Genomic DNA, 18,351 nt, shown 5'->3' with positions numbered 1-18,351 from the left:
TTTCAAGTGCAGAATGGCGTAGCGCGGCTATTTTGTAAATTCAATATATGTAAATGAGTTGTTTAAGTTTAAAAAAAGCATAAAAAAAAGAGCGCCTAAGCACTCTTTGATCATCGGGTTTAAATGATGAACCAACATCAGTTTTAATCGACCTTAATCGCGTACAAATTCAACTGTACCGTTTGCCAAAGACTTTACTCGTGCCAATGATTCAACGCGATAGCCTTTTTCAAGCAATAATTCACGACCCGGCTGGAATGATTTTTCAATCACAATCCCAATACCCACGACTTCTGCATTCGCTTGATGGATTAAATCTGCCAAACCAAGTGCAGCTTGACCATTTGCCAAAAAGTCATCAATCACCAAGACTTTGTCGCTCGCGCTGATATGTTTGTTTGAAATGGCAATCGTGCTTTCAGTTTGCTTGGTAAATGAAAATACTTTAGAGCGGTATAAATCATCTTTTAAGGTTAAAGATTGATATTTACGTGCAAAAATTACAGGTACGCCAAGCTCTAAACCTGCCATCACAGCTGGTGCAATGCCAGAAGCTTCGATGGTAATAATTTTGGTGATGCCTGCATCTTTAAACAAACGCGCAAATTCTTGACCAATTTGCTGCATCATCACAGGGTCAATTTGATGGTTTAAGAAAGAGTCGACTTTTAGAACCGCTTCAGATAGAACGATACCTTCGGCTAAAATTTTCTGTTCTAGTGCATGCACGGGAGAATCCTCAAGAGCAGGTGCTTTTCAAAGCAAAAGCGTATTTTAAAAAGCACCTGAAAAAATGCAAGAACAATTTACCAAATGGTGAATAACTGCCAAGCTTTGCTCAGTAGTTATATTCTAAATTAGTTGGTCGGGCCTTTATAGCCTGTGAGTAATAATCCATAAGACTTGTCTTTGTCTTGGTGGGTAACTTTGACAGGCAAGTAGTCAAGTTTTGGTGCCAACCAGAAAATCGTATCACGGTTTGGTTTGTTGTGTTTCAGCACCACTTTAATGGTATCAAAAGTACCATAACTGGTTTTGATTTTTTCTGAACCTTGCTTAATAAAGCGACGTGATTCCACCTCTTTATTATCGGCAATATAGTAGCTCGATTTTAAACCACCACTTTTTAAGTCTTCACGGATTTGCAGTTCCGCATTCAACTCATCCAACACGCCCGCTTTCCACGCAAAAGAACGGGTGTCGCTGTCCTTTTTGGTGTTAATGGTTTTCGCCGAAGGATTGAAGTTAATACTCATGGTGTTGTTATGCACCAAAATCTTACTGCTGCGGCTAAAGCTAGATGAGCCAATTTTGCCATTATTAAAACTAAAACGGCTAGTTTCTGTAGCAGAGGCAATCACGCCTGCTTTGGCAGCAAACACATAACTCCATTGGTTACCTGTTTGGCTTAAAGTACGTGTTGCAGAACCTAAGTTTTTACCATTGTAGTTAAATTGATAACTGGCTTGGAAAGGACTCATGGCAAATGTTTGGCTAGAGAAACCAGCCAAAAACAGTGCTGTAGACACACCGGCTGCCATACCCATTTTTTTCAATACATGATTTGCCATTGCTGAGATATTTCCTCTGTATGTAGGGAGATGCAATTTGCTTGCTTGTTGCCATTATACGCGTTGAATATGAAGAGAAAATTAGGAATTATGCGGCTTGTGTAGTTTTCCTGTATGTATTCTCTTCTAAAGTTTCAGCTTAGCTTTATTTTTGTTTCAGCGGTGTGACTTGCGTATCTGCAAGAGATTCTTCCACATCTTCTAGTCTTTCTTCAGACATTTTGCGGAACAACGCCGTTAAATTGACGTTGCCAGTGAGCACCAATTCCGCTTCACGTAATACCGCATGATTCACATGAACTTTGCTGAGTGTGTCAATGATAGAGCGGCTTTTGCCCAACCAGCGATTTAAATCTAAATGCAGCAAATCATCTTTGACTTTAATGACTTTGAGTTTTTCTAAAATCATGCCTAAAGGGTCATCATTGCGTATTTTTTGATAGTAAAATAAAGCGCACTTCACAGCGATTTTATGCAAAAAACTTGGATAACTTGCTTCAATCACCTGCGTGTCACTAATTTGTTCAAACACAATCAGCTGAGTATCTTTATTCAATTCCATCTGTACTAATTTTAAATCGACAGACAGAGTGATGTTCAAGCCGTTGTAATCTAGGGTTGCATAAAGACGTAACCAGTCGTCGTGTAAGTCTGCGTGCAGATCTTGCAACATTTTCACATTATCGGTCACAAAGCGCTGAAAAGTCGCATTTAAGAAGACCTGAGATAATGGAAATTCACGTTCATCCTCAATAAATCCTTCCGCTTTTTGGTACACTTGACGGATACGTTGAGAGATATTGGTGATCAGGGTTTGCATACGGCCGTCCAAGTCGTTCATTCATTCTTTACAGATACAAATATTTTGTCGAATTGTATTAAAAATACAGGCATAGAAGCTTGCAGTTTAGCAAAATAAATTGCACCATTTTTAAGATTTTAAGGCTCAGTAGTCAGCTTTTTGATGAACTTCGCAGTTTTGCAGAAAAGCAAAAACTGAGCAAAGTAATATGCTCTTTAGTTTATACCGCATTTGGCGGCTTGGGGAATCAGACGTTTTGTCGGATTAATGTGATGCTAAAAAAAATTCAATTGATGCCTTCTACGCAAGATTGGTGGAAAGATCCTATTTTTGCTGCAGCGTTGCTGGTGGCTGCTGTATTGCACGCATTAATTTTGGCCGTGCAGTTTGTTGCACCGCAACAAAGCGATGCTGCGGTCAAAGAGATTGCGGTATCGGTACGCATGAGCGATGCAAAAGTTGAAGATGCAGATTTCTTAGCCCAAGCCGATCAGCAAGGTTCAGGTACGTTCCGTGAAGAACATCGCATGTCGAGTGATATGCCTGCACCCATGACTGAACAAAGTGCAGGGGAGCAGCAATTGGAAAGTTTAGAGCGTATGCAGCAACAGCGTGAATTAAACTTTGAAGAAAAAGTATTGATGACCACGCTCAGTTGGCAAAAACAGGCTGCAGAAAATCAGCGCAAAAAAGCCATGCAGGAGTTGAATAGCCAATTCCAAGCTAAGGCCGCCATGGTCGCCAGTATTGAAGCGCAATATTTACAACGCCAACAAAATTTTAGCCGTCAGCAAAAAATTAAAACCATCGATGGGATTCAGGCCAAGCAAGACAACACCGCTGGTTATATGGAAAAATTCCGTCAAAAAGTCGAATTTTATGGTAACCGTTATTATCCAGAACAAGCCAAAGCACAGAATTTGGCAGGCGAAGTACGTTTAATGGTGATTTTGAACAACAATGGTGGGATTCGTGCCATTCGTTTAATTGAAAGTTCAGGACATGCCATGCTAGATGAAGCAGCCAAAGCTTCGGTGCGTAAAGCCGCACCTTTTGGTGCATTTGATGCCAAAATGAAAGATATTTCTGAATTGCGGATTGTACGGACGTGGCGTTTTGACCCTGCTGAAGCTGAGTTTGAGGTGCGCTAGTTTTTCGCTCTCTCTGGCTCTCTCCCAAAGGGAGAGAGGACTTTGTGGACAAGTAACAAGAATCTACTCTCTGCTTTACGCAGCAATGTTCTTCTGGTATTTAGCAATCATGGGACTCTAATGAATGTTCTCCCTCCCATTGGGAGGGAGTAGTTTTAAACAAAAAAGCGAGCCTTAGCCCGCTATTTTTATGATTTTCTAAAACTTAAAATTCAATCTCTTTCCATGTATGGATTATCCAAACCCAACTTGGCAAGAATCTCAACTTCTAAAGCTTCCATTTCTTCGGCATCCTCATCTGAGGTTTCATGATCATAGCCCATAAGGTGCAGCGTGCCATGTACTAGCATGTGAGTGAAATGCGCTAATGGTGTTTTGGCTTGTTCTGCAGCTTCCTGTAAAACCACAGGAATACAAATTACCAAATCCCCAATAGGGAAGCTCGGCAAAACTTGTGCCATTTCATCGGGTAAATCGCTTGGGAAAGACAAGACGTTGGTAGATTTGTCTTTTTTGCGATATTCCAGATTGAGCTTGTGACTTTCGGCATGATCGACACAGGCAATTCCAATTTCACAATCACTTTGGGTGTCTATAAGTCTTAAAGTGGTTTCGACTACTTTTTTCAGATAGGCACGTTTTAACACCAGCTCAGGCGCTTGAATGTCCTGTTGCAGGCTGAGACTTAATTTCAAAATGAATCCTTAATACTTCAGTAGGTTGCAGAGCGCACAGCGATTAGTGCTGTGCATCTGCTGCGGCATCATTTTCCGCAATTAATGCTTCCTGGCGCGCTTTACGTTCTGCACGCGCTTCGGCACTTAAACGCTGTTGCTCACTGTCCCAGCCTTCATAGGCTTCAACAATTTTCTGAACCAGCTGGTGACGCACGACATCACGAGAATGGAAACGAGTAATATGAATTTCAGGGATTTTATCAATCACACGTAAGGCATGTGCCAGACCAGACTGCTGACCACGTGGTAAATCCACCTGAGTCACATCACCGGTAATCACTGCACGTGAACCAAACCCTAAACGGGTCAGGAACATCTTCATCTGTTCAGGCGTGGTGTTCTGGGCTTCATCCAAAATCACAAAAGAGTGGTTGAGGGTACGACCACGCATATACGCCAGTGGTGCAACTTCAATCACTTGACGTTCAATCAGCTTAGCAACTTTTTCAAAGCCGAGCATTTCATACAGGGCATCATAAAGGGGACGCAAATACGGGTCAATTTTCTGGGTTAAATCACCCGGTAAGAAGCCCAGTTTTTCACCCGCTTCAACCGCAGGGCGCACCAATAGAATCCGCTGGATTTCATTGCGTTCCAACATATCTACGGCAGAGGCAACAGCCAAATAGGTTTTACCCGTACCTGCAGGGCCAATACCAAATGAAATATCACTTTGCAAAATACGTTGCACATAACGCTTTTGGTTGGCACCGCGTGGATTAATGCGCCCTTTGCGGGTTTGCAACCAAACAGCATCCAATCCAGTATGCTCTTGCCCATCATCCGATTGTAATTCACGGTCAGTCTGACTGCCCTGAATCATCATGTGGAGCGTGTCTGCACTAATTTGTGCAGAGCTTTCCGCTTCTTCATGCAGGCGTTGCAAGAGCGTTTCGGCTCGTTCAACTGCATCAATTTCCCCATCTATAAAAAAGGCGTCACCACGATGAGAAATTTGGACGTCTAGACGTTGTTCGATTTGTTTCAAATGTCCGTTATAAGCACCGAGCATGCTTTTTAGACGTTCCATTGAAATGCCAGGAAAAGTTACTGTACGTCGAATCGCTGCAGTCAAGAGAATTCCTTAATCTGTTATTGGACTTTAGCTCCTACATTACGCCACGTCAGGCTCAAGATTCAAGAGTTCACCGTAAACTAAATTCAAAGTTTTAATCTCGGTAATCTCAATCTCCGCAAAGCGTCCGACCCAAGCAGGGTCACCAATAAATGTTACTAAACGTGTATTGTCGGCCGTACCCACTAAAATGTTCGGGTCTTTGTCGGAAACATTTTCAATTAGGACACGTTGTACCGTCCCAAGCATGGCATCGGTCTTATCAATACTAGATTGTTTGATCCATTGCTGAACTTTGGCCAAACGCTCTTTTTTAACATCTTCAGGGGTGGTGTCTTCGAGTTCCGATGCAGGTGTTCCCGGACGTTTTGAGTAGATAAAACTATAAGAATGGTCAAAATCCATATCTTGAATAAACTGATAAGTTTCTTCAAAGTTTTGATCAGTTTCACCTGGGAAGCCAATAATAAAGTCGCTAGATAAGTGCATGTCTGGGCGTACTTTACGTAATTTGGCAATCTTATCGATATACACATCAATAGTGTGGTTACGTTTCATGGCTTGTAACACATCATTCGAACCACTTTGCACAGGCAAGTGTAAATGCGACACCATTTGCGGTAAATCACGGTAGCATTGAATCAAATCATCATTAAATTCTAGAGGGTGTGATGTGGTGTAGCGAATACGACCAATGCCAGGCACTTCGGCAACTAAACGCAGTAAATCTGCGAAAGTACAAATTTTGCCGTCAAAAGTCTCACCACGGTAACCATTCACGTTTTGACCGAGCAAGCTAATTTCACGTACACCTTTTTCTGCCAAAGTCGCAATTTCAGCCAATACGTCATCTAAAGGACGTGAAACTTCTTCACCACGGGTATATGGCACGACACAGAATGAGCAGTATTTTGAACAGCCTTCCATAATCGATACAAAGGCCTTAAACCCTTCAACACGCGGTTCAGGTAAAAAGTCGAATTTTTCGATGTCTGGGAAAGAAATATCCACCAGTTTGATTTTTTCTTTCTTTGGTTTTTCAACTTGATCGTGGTGCTGATCAAGCATTTGTGGCAAGCGGTGCAAGGTTTGTGGGCCAAAAATCATATCCACATACGGTGCGCGTTTTTGAATGTTGTCGCCTTCTTGAGAAGCCACGCAACCGCCTACACCAATGACCAAATCAGGATTTTTTTCTTTAAGCTTGCGCCAACGTCCTAATTCAGAAAATACTTTTTCTTGGGCTTTTTCACGAATTGAACAGGTGTTCATGAGCAAAATATCGGCATCGGCAGGGTTGCTGGTCAGCACATAGCCGTGCGAGTCGCCCAAAAGGTCTGCCATACGGTGACTGTCATACTCATTCATCTGACACCCTTGCGTTTCGATATACAGTTTTTTAACTGAACCGTCGGCTGGGGTGTGCTGTGGCTGGGTAACAGTGTTTTCTGAGGCAGCTTGGGCACCATTCGGGATGAAGGTTTGAACCGTCATGTAGGCTCCTAAGAGATAATTCACGAGTTCGTTTATAAAAATAAACGGAATAGATAAAACAGAGGGGCGTATTTTAGCAGGAATTCAAGATAAACTGACAGCCTTTAATCCGTGCATCACATACTTGAAATGTGAAGTAAAATTGTTGGAAGATTGATTTCAAGATTAATAGTGTCTAATCATAAGGTTACATAACAGAACACAACTTGGGTTCTAGACTAATTAAACTAAGCTGAATGATTGGATGCGGATCTCGAGGCAGAAGTAAATGACTGAAGGCAAGCGAATGCTGCAAATGATGAAACAAAATAATAAATTAACGAAAAAGCTTGTGCTAAGTCTGGTTTCGCTTGCCGTGATGACGGGTACGCATGCCGCAAATGAACAGTTTAATGATGCACTGCGTGCAGCCAATTCAGGTGATGTCGATTTATTGCAGCAGTATCAATATGCCATGCAAAATGATGTTTTGGGCTACTATCCTGAATACTGGGCATTGAACACCAATTTGGGCATGCAACCTGCCAGTGCAATTGTTCAGTTTGCACAGCGCCATCCACAATCAGCGATGGCAGAAAAACTCGCAGCAGATTACATCGAAGAAAAAGTGAAACAGGCCGATTTTAGCAGTGCACAACCTGTGCTTGCCTATGTGAGTAATGCTGATCAGGCCGAAAGCTGTGCCATAGCACAAGTCCGTACCCGTTCGGGTGATCCTTTGGTGGTCGCAGAATTTAAAGATGTGTGGCTGAATACCAATACGCAACCTGAATCTTGTACAGGTTTGGGGCGGATGATGCTGTCGAGTCCGTTAATGACTCAGCAAGATAAACAGCAACGCTTATGGGCACAATTGCGTGCAGGGCAGTCAGGACTCGCTTTAGCGACTGCCCAAAGTTTAGGTATGAATATCAGTTTGGCACAATTGAACAGTATTCAAGCCAATCCACTGAATTATTTGTGGTCTGCGCCTAAAGCAAGCAATGAAGACCATGCCTATCTTATCTATGCGATCGGACGTTTAGCCGATAGCGATTTAAACTCGGCACTTTCTTCACTAAAACGCAGTGTAGAAGGTACGCCAGAAGCGGTACAAAAAGCCTTATATCGTGCTGTGGGATATATTGGCGGCACTACAGTCATGAAGAACAATTTTAACCGTGAAGTGTTAAATGCCTTAGATGCCAGTTATGGCTTACCTTTTAGTCCCGAAGAAGCAGAAATTTATGCCCGTCAGGCGATTCGTTTTGGCGCATGGGAAAGTGTGATTCGTGCTGTAGACAGCATGAGTGTGACTCAAAAACAGGAAGATCGTTGGCAATATTGGTTGGCACGTGCTTCAGAACAACGCAATGATGCAGCGTCGAAACGTAGTGCACAAAATATTTATAAAAAACTGGCGCAGGGTGATGATTATCACAACCTGTTGGCGAAAGATCGTCTTGGGCAGCGTTACAATGCCATTCCAGTAAATAGCCAGCCGACAACCAATGATTTACAGCGTTTAAATCAGGATATTCACTTTAACCGTGCCTTTGCCTTGCGTGAAATTAATGCACCTGCCAATTATGTCAATCGTGAATGGAACTGGGCGGTGCGTCAGGCGTATTTAAGACAAGATGATGGCTTGATTTTGGCAGCGGCTAAACGTGCAACCGATATGGGTTGGTATGATCGTGCCATTTATGCAGCAGATCGTACTGTGAATAAGCACAACTATAGTTACCGTTATGCTATGCCACATCGTAATTATGTTGTGAGCCACAGTCAAAATGCAGGTATTGACCCTGCTTGGGCTTATGGATTGATGCGTCAGGAAAGCCGTTTTAATACCACTGCACGTTCGCATGTCGGCGCAGGTGGACTCATGCAAATTATGCCAGACACGGCACGTTTGGTTGCACGACAAATGGGTGAAACTTATAATCCTGCCGCGTTAAGTGATATGAATACCAATATTCGTTATGGCACATTTTATTTGTCGACCATTCAGCGACAATTAAGCAATAGTCCTGTGCTGGCCACAGCAGGGTACAACGCAGGCCCGAACCGTGCACGCCGTTGGCAGCCCGAGTTTCAGGCGATTGCTGCAGACCAATATACTGAGAGTATTCCACTGTTAGAAACACGTGACTATGTCAAGCATGTCATGACCAATGCCACGCACTATGGTGTGCTGTTGGGGCAGGGTGGACAATCAATGAGTAGCCGTATGCAACATATTCCATCTCGGAATACACCTTAGGAAAATGTTACAAGTGATACAGTTAGATGATCATGCGTGTTGATATATAGATGCGTGAGTCATTGGGTGTATAAGAATTTAGGGGGCTGAAGCATTGAAAATGTGGATGAGTACAGTTTTACAGCCAATTCAAGTTACATTGCTCGGTTTGAGTGGTACAGCTTTGGTTTTGTGTACGCAAAATACATTTTCTGCCCCCGTGCAAGGCTATGTGATGTCCGTGCAAATGACGCCCGCCGTGTGTTTAATCGATTCGAGCAAAAGCAAAAAGCGTAAATGTTTAGAAGGCTACTCACTGAATATTGAAGGCTTATATCCTGAAGTTGCTGCGCGCGAGTGTAGCACTCAATCATCGGCAAAGTTGCCACCTTTACAAGCCAAAGTGGTGGCGCGGGTCATGCCTGATGAAGCAGCACGGGTACAATTGTGGCAAGCCATTGGTGGTTGTGTGCCCATGAATGCCAGTCAGTATTTCCGTATGATCATTAACAATGCTGATCGGATGAACGTGCCTTCGGTATTGACAGGCCAAGACACGCAGACGGTGCAATTGTCACAACTACGGAGTTTGTTTCTCAAGTCCAATTCAGGTATGTCATCAAAAAGCGTGCATTTTCAGTGCTCTAACCATCAGGGTAAAAGTTATTTAACTGAAATCAAAATTTGTTATAACACCGCAGGACGCTATAAGCAGTGCGGTGCAGCGATTGAATCAAATTGCCCGAATCAGTTTGTCATTAAAGGTTCTTACTAGTTTGCTAGGTGACTGTAATTTCTGAATTTTAAGCTTTTTGAGAAATTTTATTCATATTTTCTATCAGACTTTTGTGGAATTTGATGCGCTTTTGCATGCATCCGCTGAATGATTGGAGTACAATCTTTCGCGTTTATGATTATTAAGATTAGATAGAACAGCTATTTAATCGCATTGACTATCCTCTCAATTGGAGATAATTACATGAAGCAACCTGTTCGCGTTGCCGTTACTGGCGCTGCTGGTCAAATTGGTTACAGCCTATTATTCCGTATCGCTAGCGGTGAAATGTTGGGTAAAGACCAACCAGTTATCCTTCAATTATTAGAAGTTCCTTTTGAGAAAGCTCAAGCTGCGCTTAAAGGCGTAATGATGGAACTTGACGACTGTGCTTTCCCATTATTGGCTGGCATGATCGGTACTGATGATCCTAAAGTGGCATTTAAAGATGCTGACTACGCGTTATTGGTTGGTTCTCGTCCACGTGGTCCTGGTATGGAGCGTGCTGACCTTCTTAAAGTAAACGGTGAAATCTTTATTGGTCAAGGTCAAGCACTTAACGAAGTTGCTAGCCGTGATGTTAAAGTTCTAGTTGTTGGTAACCCAGCGAACACGAATGCTTACATCGCAATGAAATCTGCTCCAGATCTTCCAGCGAAAAACTTCACAGCAATGTTACGTCTTGACCACAACCGCGCGTTAACTCAACTTGCTCAAAAAGCTGGCGTTGCTGTTTCTGACATCAAAACAATGACAGTTTGGGGTAACCACTCTCCAACAATGTATGCTGACTACCGTTTTGCAACTGCAAATGGAGAAAGCTTAAAAGACAAAATCAACGATGCTGAATGGAACAAAGACGTATTCCTTCCTACAGTTGGTAAGCGTGGCGCTGCGATCATCGAAGCACGTGGTTTATCTTCTGCTGCATCTGCTGCAAACGCTGCAATTGACCACATGCGTGATTGGGCGCTTGGCACAAACGGCGAATGGGTAACTATGGGTATCCCTTCTGATGGTTCTTACGGTATTCCTGAAGGCGTAATGTTCGGTTTCCCTGTAACTTGCGAAAATGGCGAGTACAAAATCGTTCAAGGTCTTGAAATCGACGAGTTCAGCCGTGAGCGTATCAACTTCACGTTAAATGAACTTGAAGAAGAGCGCGCAGCAATTGCTGACATGCTTAAATAATTTAATCTTCTAGATTAAATTAAAAACTCGGTTACGAGTTAGGCCAGTCAATTTTATTGACTGGCCTTTTATTTTCTATGTTCATATTTCTGATAAAAATAAGACTTATGAATCAAATTACCTTATATTTTTTATCAAATGTAAGAATGAATTATCTGCGATAAAATAAGCAGTCAGCCCAACAGCGTAGGGGAAATTGCGTAGAATACGCGGGTTTCCTTTTTCAAATTCTCTCTTCCATGTCTGTTATTGTTGCTGCTTCCCAAAGATCGAATGTTTCGGTTTGGGTGGCTTTTATCTTATTAATTGTGGGTACCTTGGGTGCCTATCAAATTGTTGGTCTGAATCAAGCGCTGTTATTTTTGATTGGCGGTGCTTTGGGGATGACCTTGTATCATGCTTCTTTTGGCTTTACTTCTAGCTGGCGCGTATTTATTAAAGAAGGGCGCGGGCGTGGGTTACGTGCCCAAATGATTATGTTGGGTTTGGCGGTATTGCTATTTTTTCCTGCCTTAGGCGCAGGTGAATTATTTGGAAATCCTGTCAAAGGTAATGTAAATCCTGTTTCCATGTCAGTCATGATTGGTGCCTTTATTTTTGGTATTGGTATGCAATTGGGCGGCGGTTGTGCTTCAGGTACTTTGTACACCGTTGGCGGTGGTAGTGCCCGCATGTTGGTGACCTTATTCTTCTTTTGCTTAGGTTCGTTGATTGCAACATCACATTTGGATTGGTGGTTTAACCTACCACATTTAGCACCCATTTCTATTGTAGAAAGCTTTGGGGTGATTCCTGCGCTGCTGTTGAGTTTCGTTATTTTTGCGTTAATTGCAGCCGTGACAGTATGGGTTGAAAAGAAACGCCATGGCAGTTTAGAGGCAGAGCCACAAAGTCAGCAGCACGGCTGGAAGCGTTTCTTGAAAGGCCCTTGGCCGTTGATTTGGGGCGGCATTATTTTAACCCTGCTTAACTTTGCTACCTTGGCCTTGGCAGGTCGTCCGTGGGGTGTAACCTCTGCGCTTGCAGTTTGGGCAGCAAAAGTGGCGACCTTTGCAGGAATGGATGTGAGTGCTTGGGATTACTGGCAACAACCTGGTAATGCTAAAGCTCTGGCCAATTCACTTTGGCATGACATTACCTCGATGATGAATTTTGGCATCATGCTCGGTGCTTTGCTTGCAGCGAGTTTGGCAGGCAAGTTTGCGCCTAACTTTAATATTCCACGTCGCTCACTGGTTGCAGCAGTTGTTGGTGGCCTATTACTTGGCTATGGCGCACGTTTAGCATACGGTTGTAATATCGGTGCTTACTTCAGCGGTATAGCTTCAGGAAGTGTGCATGGTTGGTTGTGGTTGGTATTTGCTTTTATGGGGAATGCGATTGGTGTAAAACTGCGCCCAATTTTCTTTCCAAGTGAAAAGCCACAACCTGAAAAATTAACAGGTTGCTAAATTCAAAACTAAACCTATTCAGCCAGTCAGCGTAAATTTTGACTGGCTTTTTTATTTTGTAGTCTCTTTACAGCTTTAAGCTAAACATCCGACATGATTCTTATCAACAATTTTTGATTCATTCTTACTTGTATTGCATGCTTTGAAACTTGCACAGAAACAGTTGTGTTGTACAAAAAATAACATGCTGCAACTCGGCTGCTGCTGAATGCTTTTATAAAGCGAGTTACAGTCATCTTAATTACAGAAAGAGTTAAAGGAGGATGTCATGTTTGATCAACAACCAACTTTAGAACTGCTATTTCAACAATTGGGTCTAGATGCAGATGATGCTGCAATTGATCAATTTATTCGTGAACATCAATTGCCCGCAGAAACCAAATTACACTGTGCTGAATTTTGGACAGAGGGTCAGCGTCAATTTCTACAAAGCCATTGGAAAAAAGATGATGACTGGGCCATTGTGATTGAAACCTTAAATGAGCAATTACATAGTGATCAACATCCGAGTGTTTAATCGGTATTTAAGTTAAAAGTTTTTAAGTTAAATCAAATACTTTTCATCTAAAAAGAGCCAGTAAACTGCGTGCTCACAAAAAGATACAACAAACCCAGTCGGAAGACTGGGTTTTTTATACAAATTGTTATAAGTTGGTTGAATAAGGAATTACAACGAAACTAATAAAAGGGGGCAAGGTGCTCATGCAAAATACTCCATCATTAGCCATGTTATTCAGCCAACTCGGTTTAGCCAGCAGCCCTGCAGCCATTGAATTGTATGTACGTACGCATCAATTACCTGCACATATTAATTTACATGAAGCGCCGTTTTGGAATAAATCACAACGTGAATTTTTAATCAGTCATTTGGTACAAGACGATGATTGGGCCATTTGGATTGATGAATTCAATCAACAATTACATTTAGATGCTTATCGTTTACAAGCTGTTTAGGTTCAAGTCATTATCATTTTTAATATTTTTAGTATAAAAAAACGCCTCAGAACGTTCTGAGGCGTTTTTTTAATGCATTCTGCTTTTGAGAATTTGTTTAAACCAGACTTCGGTTTGATAGGCGTTAAAAGCAGGGTGAATTTGTAAGAGTTCCAAATCAAATTCGGCAGTTTTACTGTACTTACCTAACCAGTGGCGACACAGTGCGCTTTCATTTTTACTGGCGCTGGCATAAGCCAAGAAAAAGAAAATATCTCCATGTACATAATGAGTCATGGCTTTTAAAATTTGTTGGGTAATTAAGGCGTATTTTGCATCGCGGGTCAGCTCAAAATACATCATATAGGCTTTGGCTAAATGCAAAGACAAGTTGATATATAGCGTCAACGGCATTTCTTCAAATTCAATCCGACCCTGTTCCAACAGCACAATGGCTTCTTGCAAAAAGTAAATCTGTTCTTGGCGTAACTCGCTCAAACTCACCAATTGTAAGCGTAAATCGGCACGTTCTAATGCCAATTCAGGCGTATTGCCTTGTAAAAAAAGTTGGTCAGTTTCCCCAATACGTTGAATAATCTGTTGAGTCGAGTTGCGCATGGGTGAATTCCTGATAGCAATATTTGCTCTACATCGGGGCAAATTTACAGTTTTAAAGCCAATAATCTGAAAAATGCGGTCTATCTTTACCAAAGTTGATTGACGCTGCGGAGCCATGCGGTAATGGAAAGACGTTGCTGTGTTGCAGGTAAAACTTCATGCAATAAATCACTTTGGAAAATTGCAATCCGATTTGGGCGTGGTTCTATAATCTGCCATGCTCCATGTTTGTCTTGTAAGCGTAGTTGTCCACCCCAATCTGTCTGCCACTCAGGATGTAAATAATAGACTGCAGAAATCACCCGATCATTTTTTTGTTGTGGGTTATCGCGGTGCAAGGCATAAAAAGAACCTGCTTGATAACTGGCAAAATGCGCTTCGACCTCACGAATCCCTAAATAAAATGCCTGATTGAATTGTTCGGCCAAAGCCAAAAGAGTTTGGGTATGTTGTTGTGCAATGCTTAAATCTTCGTGAATCCATAAAATATGATCACTGCGAATTTTGCTGACCACACCATTTTGTATGGCTGCTTCACGAAATTGATCTAAATTTTGACTACACTCTGCTAGAACTTGTTGTTGATATTCAGGTGAATAGGCATCATCCAACATGGCAAAACCATGCAGATCTAAATCTTCAAGAATTTGATCAATATTCCAAGATTTTGGAAGCAGTGTGGCGTCCATAAAATAGATACTCAGACAAAATGCAAGACAAGCTGATTATTTTAGAGGAATACAAGCTCCTGAATGAAACTTTTTTTCATGCTAAAATGTCGGTTGATTTTAGGAATGAACCAAACATGAATTATCGTCACCATTTCCATGCGGGCAACTTTGCCGATGTCATGAAGCATGTTTTATTGCTGCAAATTTTGACACGTTTAAATGCCAAAGATAAACCTTATCGCTATGTCGATACACATGGCGGTGCGGGTAAATATGACTTATCTTTAGCACCTGCACAAAAATCGGGCGAATTTTTAAATGGTATTCATCGTTTAGTGAAACTAGATGATTCAATCAAACGTCAGGCACCAGAAGGCGTACAGCAGTATTTAAAACTGGTTGAAGCAATGCGTGAAACGGATGGGCAAGGTGCATATCCCGGTTCGCCATGGTTTGCTTTACAAGCTATGCGTGACATCGACAAAGCAACTATTTTTGAAATGCAGCGCGATGTATTCCAGCAATTGCGTCATAACATTCGTGACAAACGCGCAGGTTTACATGAGCGTGATGCTTACGAAGGTTTATTGGGCGTCATTCCACCAAAAGAAAAACGCGGTTTGGTGATGATTGATCCACCGTATGAATTGGAACGTAAAGATTTCCCTCAGTTGGTTGAATTATTGGCAGCTGCACATAAAAAATGGCCAACAGGCGTATTTGCGGTGTGGTATCCAATTAAAGACCGCGCCATGATTGAACGTTTTGAAAAGAAAATGTTTAAAACAGGGATTCGCCGTCAACTCATTTGTGAAATTTGTGTGTGGCCTGACGATACTCCTGTGGGCTTAAACGGTTGTGGTTTATTGGTGATTAATCCACCATGGAAATTCTCTGAAGATGCAGATGAAGCCCTGCAATGGTTGTTCCCGCACTTGCGTATGCAAGAACATGGTGGACATGCTGCAGTGCGTTGGTTAGTTGGCGAATAAAAAATTTAAATAGACGTTCAGGTTACAGTTAGGACACAAAATAATGACAAACACATCCAAACCCGAAGGAGAATATAGTTCCCGTGATCTTGAGCATGACGGAATTACATTTGAAGTGGTGGAAGAAGAACATACCCGTGAAGGGCAAAAGGTGAAACGTCGTGGTATCTATCTGTGGCCAAACCTGATTACCACGGCAGCCTTGCTGTCGGGTTTTTACTCCATTATTGCCAGTATGAATGGCGAATTTAGCCAAGCGATTTATGCCATTTTTCTAGCAGCATTGTTTGATGGTTTAGATGGTCGTGTGGCACGTGCGATTGGTGCGCAAAGTCCATTTGGCGAACAGTTTGATTCATTATCCGATATGCTCGCCTTTGGTGTTGCACCTGCCATTCTTATGTATAGCTGGAGTTTGCATGATTTAGGTCGTATCGGCTTGGCGGCTTGCTTTGTTTATACGGCTTGTGCCGCATTCCGTTTGGCGCGTTTTAATGTGCAAATTGGTGTGGTCGATAAACGCTACTTTATTGGTGTTGCAAGTCCTTTGGCTGCGCTGATTATCGTGTCGCTGGTTTGGGTAGGACGGGATTTTCCTGAACTGTATGATATTCGTGAAATTGGTCTACAAATCCTCAATGCTGTGATTATTATTGCAGTAGGATTGTTGATGATTTCCAATATTAAATATTATTCATTTAAAACCTTTGATCGTAAGCGTGTGCCGTTTTTTGTATTGCCAATCGCAGTATTTATCCTTGCAGCCATGACTTATAATATTCCTGTTGGAATTTTAGTGATTTCAATTATTTATGCACTTTCAGGTTTTGTGACCACTTTTATGGCAAGAAAAAATGCAGTGAGTTAATTAAGCTTTCATAAAAGCATCAACTCACAAGGAGTTTGATATGCAGCTGTTTCAAGATTTTCTCGATCGTTCCAAACAACTCAATCAAACTCCTGCGGCAACCGCCAAACTGCCTTATCACGCCCCAAAACATCATTATAAATTTATCTATCAGGGCTTAATTCTTCCTAATTTGCCTGCACCCTTACATTATCTCAACTTTATTGGTTTATTGGGCAGCCTAAATACCGCAATGCTGCGCCCTGAAAATGTGATTACAACCTCAGCTTTAGACACAGCCAGTATTCTTTGTAGTAGCAGCCCACACATGGTGGGGCAGTCCAATCATTATTCAATACAACATGATTGCGTATTTACTGCAGAGTATTTTCAGTTTGCCAATAAAGAGCGCATTACTGGACACTTTCCGCAATTTCATATTCAACGTGAAGATAGCGAACTTAGCTTTGATTTAAAGATCACCACAAGCTCTACAATTTCATATTTCACTAAATTGCGAATGAATTTGGCAGAACATTGGTCTTTGCTGTGTCAGTGTCAGGGAAGTGTACGCTATAAAGATCAGCATTTTCAGATTGAGCAATTGGGTAGTTTTGAGTTTGCCCGCTCAATCCAGTTTCCTTATTTCGCTGTGGCATTTTTTTGCTATCAAGTGATTAATCTGAATCATCAGCAACAAATGATATTGCTACAAAGTCGTGATGTGTTGAATCGAATTTTACAATCTCGAATCTATCTGCGAAATGCGAACACGGAGCAAACTCGGGTATTTGATGGGCAAGTACAATTTAATATTCAACGGGTTTATCCAAAAGTAAAAACGCCAACAGGTCAGTGTATGTATTTGCCACGTGAGTTTGAATGGCGTTATCAAGATGAAGATGGCACCTCAATTCATTTACAGGCGCAGAGTCGTGGTGATTTTAAATTTGGGGCTGCAGCAGGTTATGTCGGAAGTTTTCAATATCAGTTGGCTATAAATGGAGATCAACAACAAGGAGAAGGAGGCTATTGTGAATATATCGACTGCCGCGCACTGAAATGGCAGGAACATGATCAGCCAGAAAAAATGCCAGATGTAGTTATGAATCCTGAACCTTTTATGATCAAGAAAAAGAAATAAACAGTATTTTGTGGAAAAGTGAAGTATTTTGCTGAATAATTAACCGTTTGGATTAAAAAACTGATAAAACTTAAAAAGAGGGGTTGCAAGGCGAAATATTTGCCCTATAATGCACATCCATCGGCGGTGATGAAGATTAAAACTTCTGATAAAACAATGACTTGGTTAAGAATGATTGAGTTGGGTTTTAGAAAGAAAGTTTAAAATAATTTAAATTACCAGTTGACACTTTAGAAATAAAGCGTAATATAGCCGACCTAGCTTGATGCTGACGAAGCATCGAGAAGATCATTAAGAGATTATGAAGAACAACTTGTGTGGATTTTTACTGATTGATCGATCGAAAATATTTCATTGATTGATTGGTTTAAATTACTCGAAGTTTATTTGAGCGAAATTTAAGTCAGAAAATTGATGAGCCAGATTTGGAAGTTTAGATTAAAGCTTCAAAATGATTTTAACTGAAGAGTTTGATCATGGCTCAGATTGAACGCTGGCGGCAGGCTTAACACATGCAAGTCGAGCGGGCGAGGTTGCTTCGGTAACTGAGCTAGCGGCGGACGGGTGAGTAATGCTTAGGAATCTGCCTATTAGTGGGGGACAACATTCCGAAAGGGATGCTAATACCGCATACGTCCTACGGGAGAAAGCAGGGGATCTTTATGACCTTGCGCT

Annotated in this window: 18 protein-coding genes and 1 rRNA gene; 11 read left to right on the top strand and 8 right to left on the bottom strand. The window is 41.8% G+C overall.

Going from position 1 to position 18,351, the window contains the following annotated elements; genetic code table 11:
* Positions 1 to 153: 153 nt before the first annotated feature.
* The 3 genes from HX743_RS04345 to HX743_RS04335 all read right to left on the bottom strand — a co-directional run bounded on the left by HX743_RS04345 (position 154) and on the right by HX743_RS04335 (position 2,391).
* Entirely contained in the window at positions 154 to 729 is a 576-nt protein-coding gene (locus HX743_RS04345) for a xanthine phosphoribosyltransferase (protein ID WP_004976172.1), read from the bottom strand.
* 128 nt (positions 730 to 857) lie between these two features.
* Entirely contained in the window at positions 858 to 1,571 is a 714-nt protein-coding gene (locus tag HX743_RS04340; protein ID WP_004976176.1) for a DUF3108 domain-containing protein, read from the bottom strand.
* 145 nt (positions 1,572 to 1,716) lie between these two features.
* Positions 1,717 to 2,391 (bottom strand): hypothetical protein, encoded by a 675-nt coding sequence (locus tag HX743_RS04335; RefSeq protein ID WP_004976182.1) that lies wholly within the window; start codon positions 2,389 to 2,391, stop codon positions 1,717 to 1,719.
* Positions 2,392 to 2,666: 275 nt separating this feature from the next.
* Between HX743_RS04335 and HX743_RS04330 the strand changes: the two genes are divergently transcribed.
* Positions 2,667 to 3,524: an energy transducer TonB gene (locus HX743_RS04330; protein WP_214129012.1), complete on the top strand. Its 858-nt coding sequence runs from the start codon at positions 2,667 to 2,669 to the stop codon at positions 3,522 to 3,524.
* Between the two features lie 212 nt (positions 3,525 to 3,736).
* On the opposite strand, the gene ybeY is transcribed toward HX743_RS04330, so the two are convergent.
* The 3 genes from ybeY to miaB are packed head-to-tail and all read right to left on the bottom strand — an operon-like array spanning position 3,737 to position 6,830.
* Positions 3,737 to 4,219, bottom strand: coding sequence for an rRNA maturation RNase YbeY (gene ybeY, locus HX743_RS04325; RefSeq protein WP_178318594.1), 483 nt, complete (start codon positions 4,217 to 4,219; stop codon positions 3,737 to 3,739).
* Positions 4,220 to 4,262: 43 nt separating this feature from the next.
* Positions 4,263 to 5,336: a PhoH family protein gene (locus HX743_RS04320; RefSeq protein WP_096901739.1), complete on the bottom strand. Its 1,074-nt coding sequence runs from the start codon at positions 5,334 to 5,336 to the stop codon at positions 4,263 to 4,265.
* 39 nt (positions 5,337 to 5,375) lie between these two features.
* Positions 5,376 to 6,830 carry a tRNA (N6-isopentenyl adenosine(37)-C2)-methylthiotransferase MiaB gene (gene miaB / locus HX743_RS04315; RefSeq protein WP_004976194.1) on the bottom strand — a complete coding sequence of 485 codons (1,455 nt, stop codon included), beginning with the start codon at positions 6,828 to 6,830 and terminating at the stop codon, positions 5,376 to 5,378.
* A gap of 358 nt (positions 6,831 to 7,188) precedes the next feature.
* Here miaB and HX743_RS04310 point away from each other — a divergent pair, with 358 nt between their 5' ends.
* From HX743_RS04310 to HX743_RS04285, 6 genes are all read left to right on the top strand, one after another.
* The gene (locus tag HX743_RS04310; RefSeq protein ID WP_178318655.1) at positions 7,189 to 9,075 is read left to right on the top strand and encodes a lytic transglycosylase domain-containing protein; all 1,887 of its coding nucleotides are present in this window, start codon (positions 7,189 to 7,191) and stop codon (positions 9,073 to 9,075) included.
* Positions 9,076 to 9,181: 106 nt separating this feature from the next.
* Positions 9,182 to 9,829, top strand: coding sequence for a ribonuclease I (locus HX743_RS04305; protein ID WP_178318593.1), 648 nt, complete (start codon positions 9,182 to 9,184; stop codon positions 9,827 to 9,829).
* A 204-nt stretch (positions 9,830 to 10,033) separates the two neighbouring features.
* A complete protein-coding gene (locus tag HX743_RS04300) occupies positions 10,034 to 11,020 on the top strand; it encodes a malate dehydrogenase (protein ID WP_104853045.1) in 987 nt (328 codons plus the stop codon).
* Positions 11,021 to 11,259: 239 nt separating this feature from the next.
* Positions 11,260 to 12,471, top strand: coding sequence for a YeeE/YedE family protein (locus HX743_RS04295; protein ID WP_178318592.1), 1,212 nt, complete (start codon positions 11,260 to 11,262; stop codon positions 12,469 to 12,471).
* Positions 12,472 to 12,739: 268 nt separating this feature from the next.
* The gene (locus HX743_RS04290; protein ID WP_096901745.1) at positions 12,740 to 12,988 is read left to right on the top strand and encodes a DUF2789 family protein; all 249 of its coding nucleotides are present in this window, start codon (positions 12,740 to 12,742) and stop codon (positions 12,986 to 12,988) included.
* A 179-nt stretch (positions 12,989 to 13,167) separates the two neighbouring features.
* Positions 13,168 to 13,425 carry a DUF2789 family protein gene (locus tag HX743_RS04285; protein WP_178318591.1) on the top strand — a complete coding sequence of 86 codons (258 nt, stop codon included), beginning with the start codon at positions 13,168 to 13,170 and terminating at the stop codon, positions 13,423 to 13,425.
* A gap of 69 nt (positions 13,426 to 13,494) precedes the next feature.
* Here the strand turns inward: HX743_RS04285 and HX743_RS04280 are convergent, their stop codons facing one another.
* Both HX743_RS04280 and HX743_RS04275 read right to left on the bottom strand, forming a co-directional pair.
* The gene (locus HX743_RS04280) at positions 13,495 to 14,022 is read right to left on the bottom strand and encodes a hypothetical protein (protein ID WP_178318590.1); all 528 of its coding nucleotides are present in this window, start codon (positions 14,020 to 14,022) and stop codon (positions 13,495 to 13,497) included.
* Between the two features lie 86 nt (positions 14,023 to 14,108).
* On the bottom strand, positions 14,109 to 14,711 hold the full coding sequence (locus tag HX743_RS04275) for a 2OG-Fe(II) oxygenase (protein ID WP_178318589.1): 603 nt from the start codon (positions 14,709 to 14,711) through the stop codon (positions 14,109 to 14,111).
* 116 nt (positions 14,712 to 14,827) lie between these two features.
* On the opposite strand from HX743_RS04275, the gene HX743_RS04270 reads away from it, so the two are divergent.
* The 4 genes from HX743_RS04270 to HX743_RS04255 all read left to right on the top strand — a co-directional run.
* Complete coding sequence (locus HX743_RS04270; protein WP_178318588.1) at positions 14,828 to 15,685, top strand: 23S rRNA (adenine(2030)-N(6))-methyltransferase RlmJ; 858 nt, start codon at positions 14,828 to 14,830, stop codon at positions 15,683 to 15,685.
* 43 nt (positions 15,686 to 15,728) lie between these two features.
* A complete protein-coding gene (gene pssA / locus HX743_RS04265; RefSeq protein ID WP_004976213.1) occupies positions 15,729 to 16,553 on the top strand; it encodes a CDP-diacylglycerol--serine O-phosphatidyltransferase in 825 nt (274 codons plus the stop codon).
* A gap of 40 nt (positions 16,554 to 16,593) precedes the next feature.
* A complete protein-coding gene (locus HX743_RS04260; protein WP_104853049.1) occupies positions 16,594 to 17,676 on the top strand; it encodes a DUF6670 family protein in 1,083 nt (360 codons plus the stop codon).
* 458 nt (positions 17,677 to 18,134) lie between these two features.
* Positions 18,135 to 18,351 (top strand): 16S ribosomal RNA (locus HX743_RS04255); the annotation flags it as partial.

It is taken from the genome of Acinetobacter sp. Swhac1, assembly GCF_013390985.1.
Classification (GTDB): Bacteria; Pseudomonadota; Gammaproteobacteria; order Pseudomonadales; family Moraxellaceae; genus Acinetobacter; species Acinetobacter towneri.
Note: the sequence above shows the minus strand (reverse complement) of the source record. Positions and strands in the feature narration are given on the sequence as shown.

Coding starts and splice junctions, on each gene's coding strand:
- HX743_RS04340 (WP_004976176.1), bottom strand. CDS start 1,571: ATGGCAAATCATGTATTGAAAAAAATGGGTATGGCAGCCGGTGTGTCT.
- HX743_RS04335 (WP_004976182.1), bottom strand. CDS start 2,391: ATGCAAACCCTGATCACCAATATCTCTCAACGTATCCGTCAAGTGTAC.
- HX743_RS04330 (WP_214129012.1), top strand. CDS start 2,667: ATGCCTTCTACGCAAGATTGGTGGAAAGATCCTATTTTTGCTGCAGCG.
- miaB (WP_004976194.1), bottom strand. CDS start 6,830: ATGACGGTTCAAACCTTCATCCCGAATGGTGCCCAAGCTGCCTCAGAA.
- HX743_RS04310 (WP_178318655.1), top strand. CDS start 7,189: ATGACGGGTACGCATGCCGCAAATGAACAGTTTAATGATGCACTGCGT.
- HX743_RS04305 (WP_178318593.1), top strand. CDS start 9,182: ATGAGTACAGTTTTACAGCCAATTCAAGTTACATTGCTCGGTTTGAGT.
- HX743_RS04300 (WP_104853045.1), top strand. CDS start 10,034: ATGAAGCAACCTGTTCGCGTTGCCGTTACTGGCGCTGCTGGTCAAATT.
- HX743_RS04295 (WP_178318592.1), top strand. CDS start 11,260: ATGTCTGTTATTGTTGCTGCTTCCCAAAGATCGAATGTTTCGGTTTGG.
- HX743_RS04290 (WP_096901745.1), top strand. CDS start 12,740: ATGTTTGATCAACAACCAACTTTAGAACTGCTATTTCAACAATTGGGT.
- HX743_RS04280 (WP_178318590.1), bottom strand. CDS start 14,022: ATGCGCAACTCGACTCAACAGATTATTCAACGTATTGGGGAAACTGAC.
- HX743_RS04275 (WP_178318589.1), bottom strand. CDS start 14,711: ATGGACGCCACACTGCTTCCAAAATCTTGGAATATTGATCAAATTCTT.
- HX743_RS04270 (WP_178318588.1), top strand. CDS start 14,828: ATGAATTATCGTCACCATTTCCATGCGGGCAACTTTGCCGATGTCATG.
- pssA (WP_004976213.1), top strand. CDS start 15,729: ATGACAAACACATCCAAACCCGAAGGAGAATATAGTTCCCGTGATCTT.
- HX743_RS04260 (WP_104853049.1), top strand. CDS start 16,594: ATGCAGCTGTTTCAAGATTTTCTCGATCGTTCCAAACAACTCAATCAA.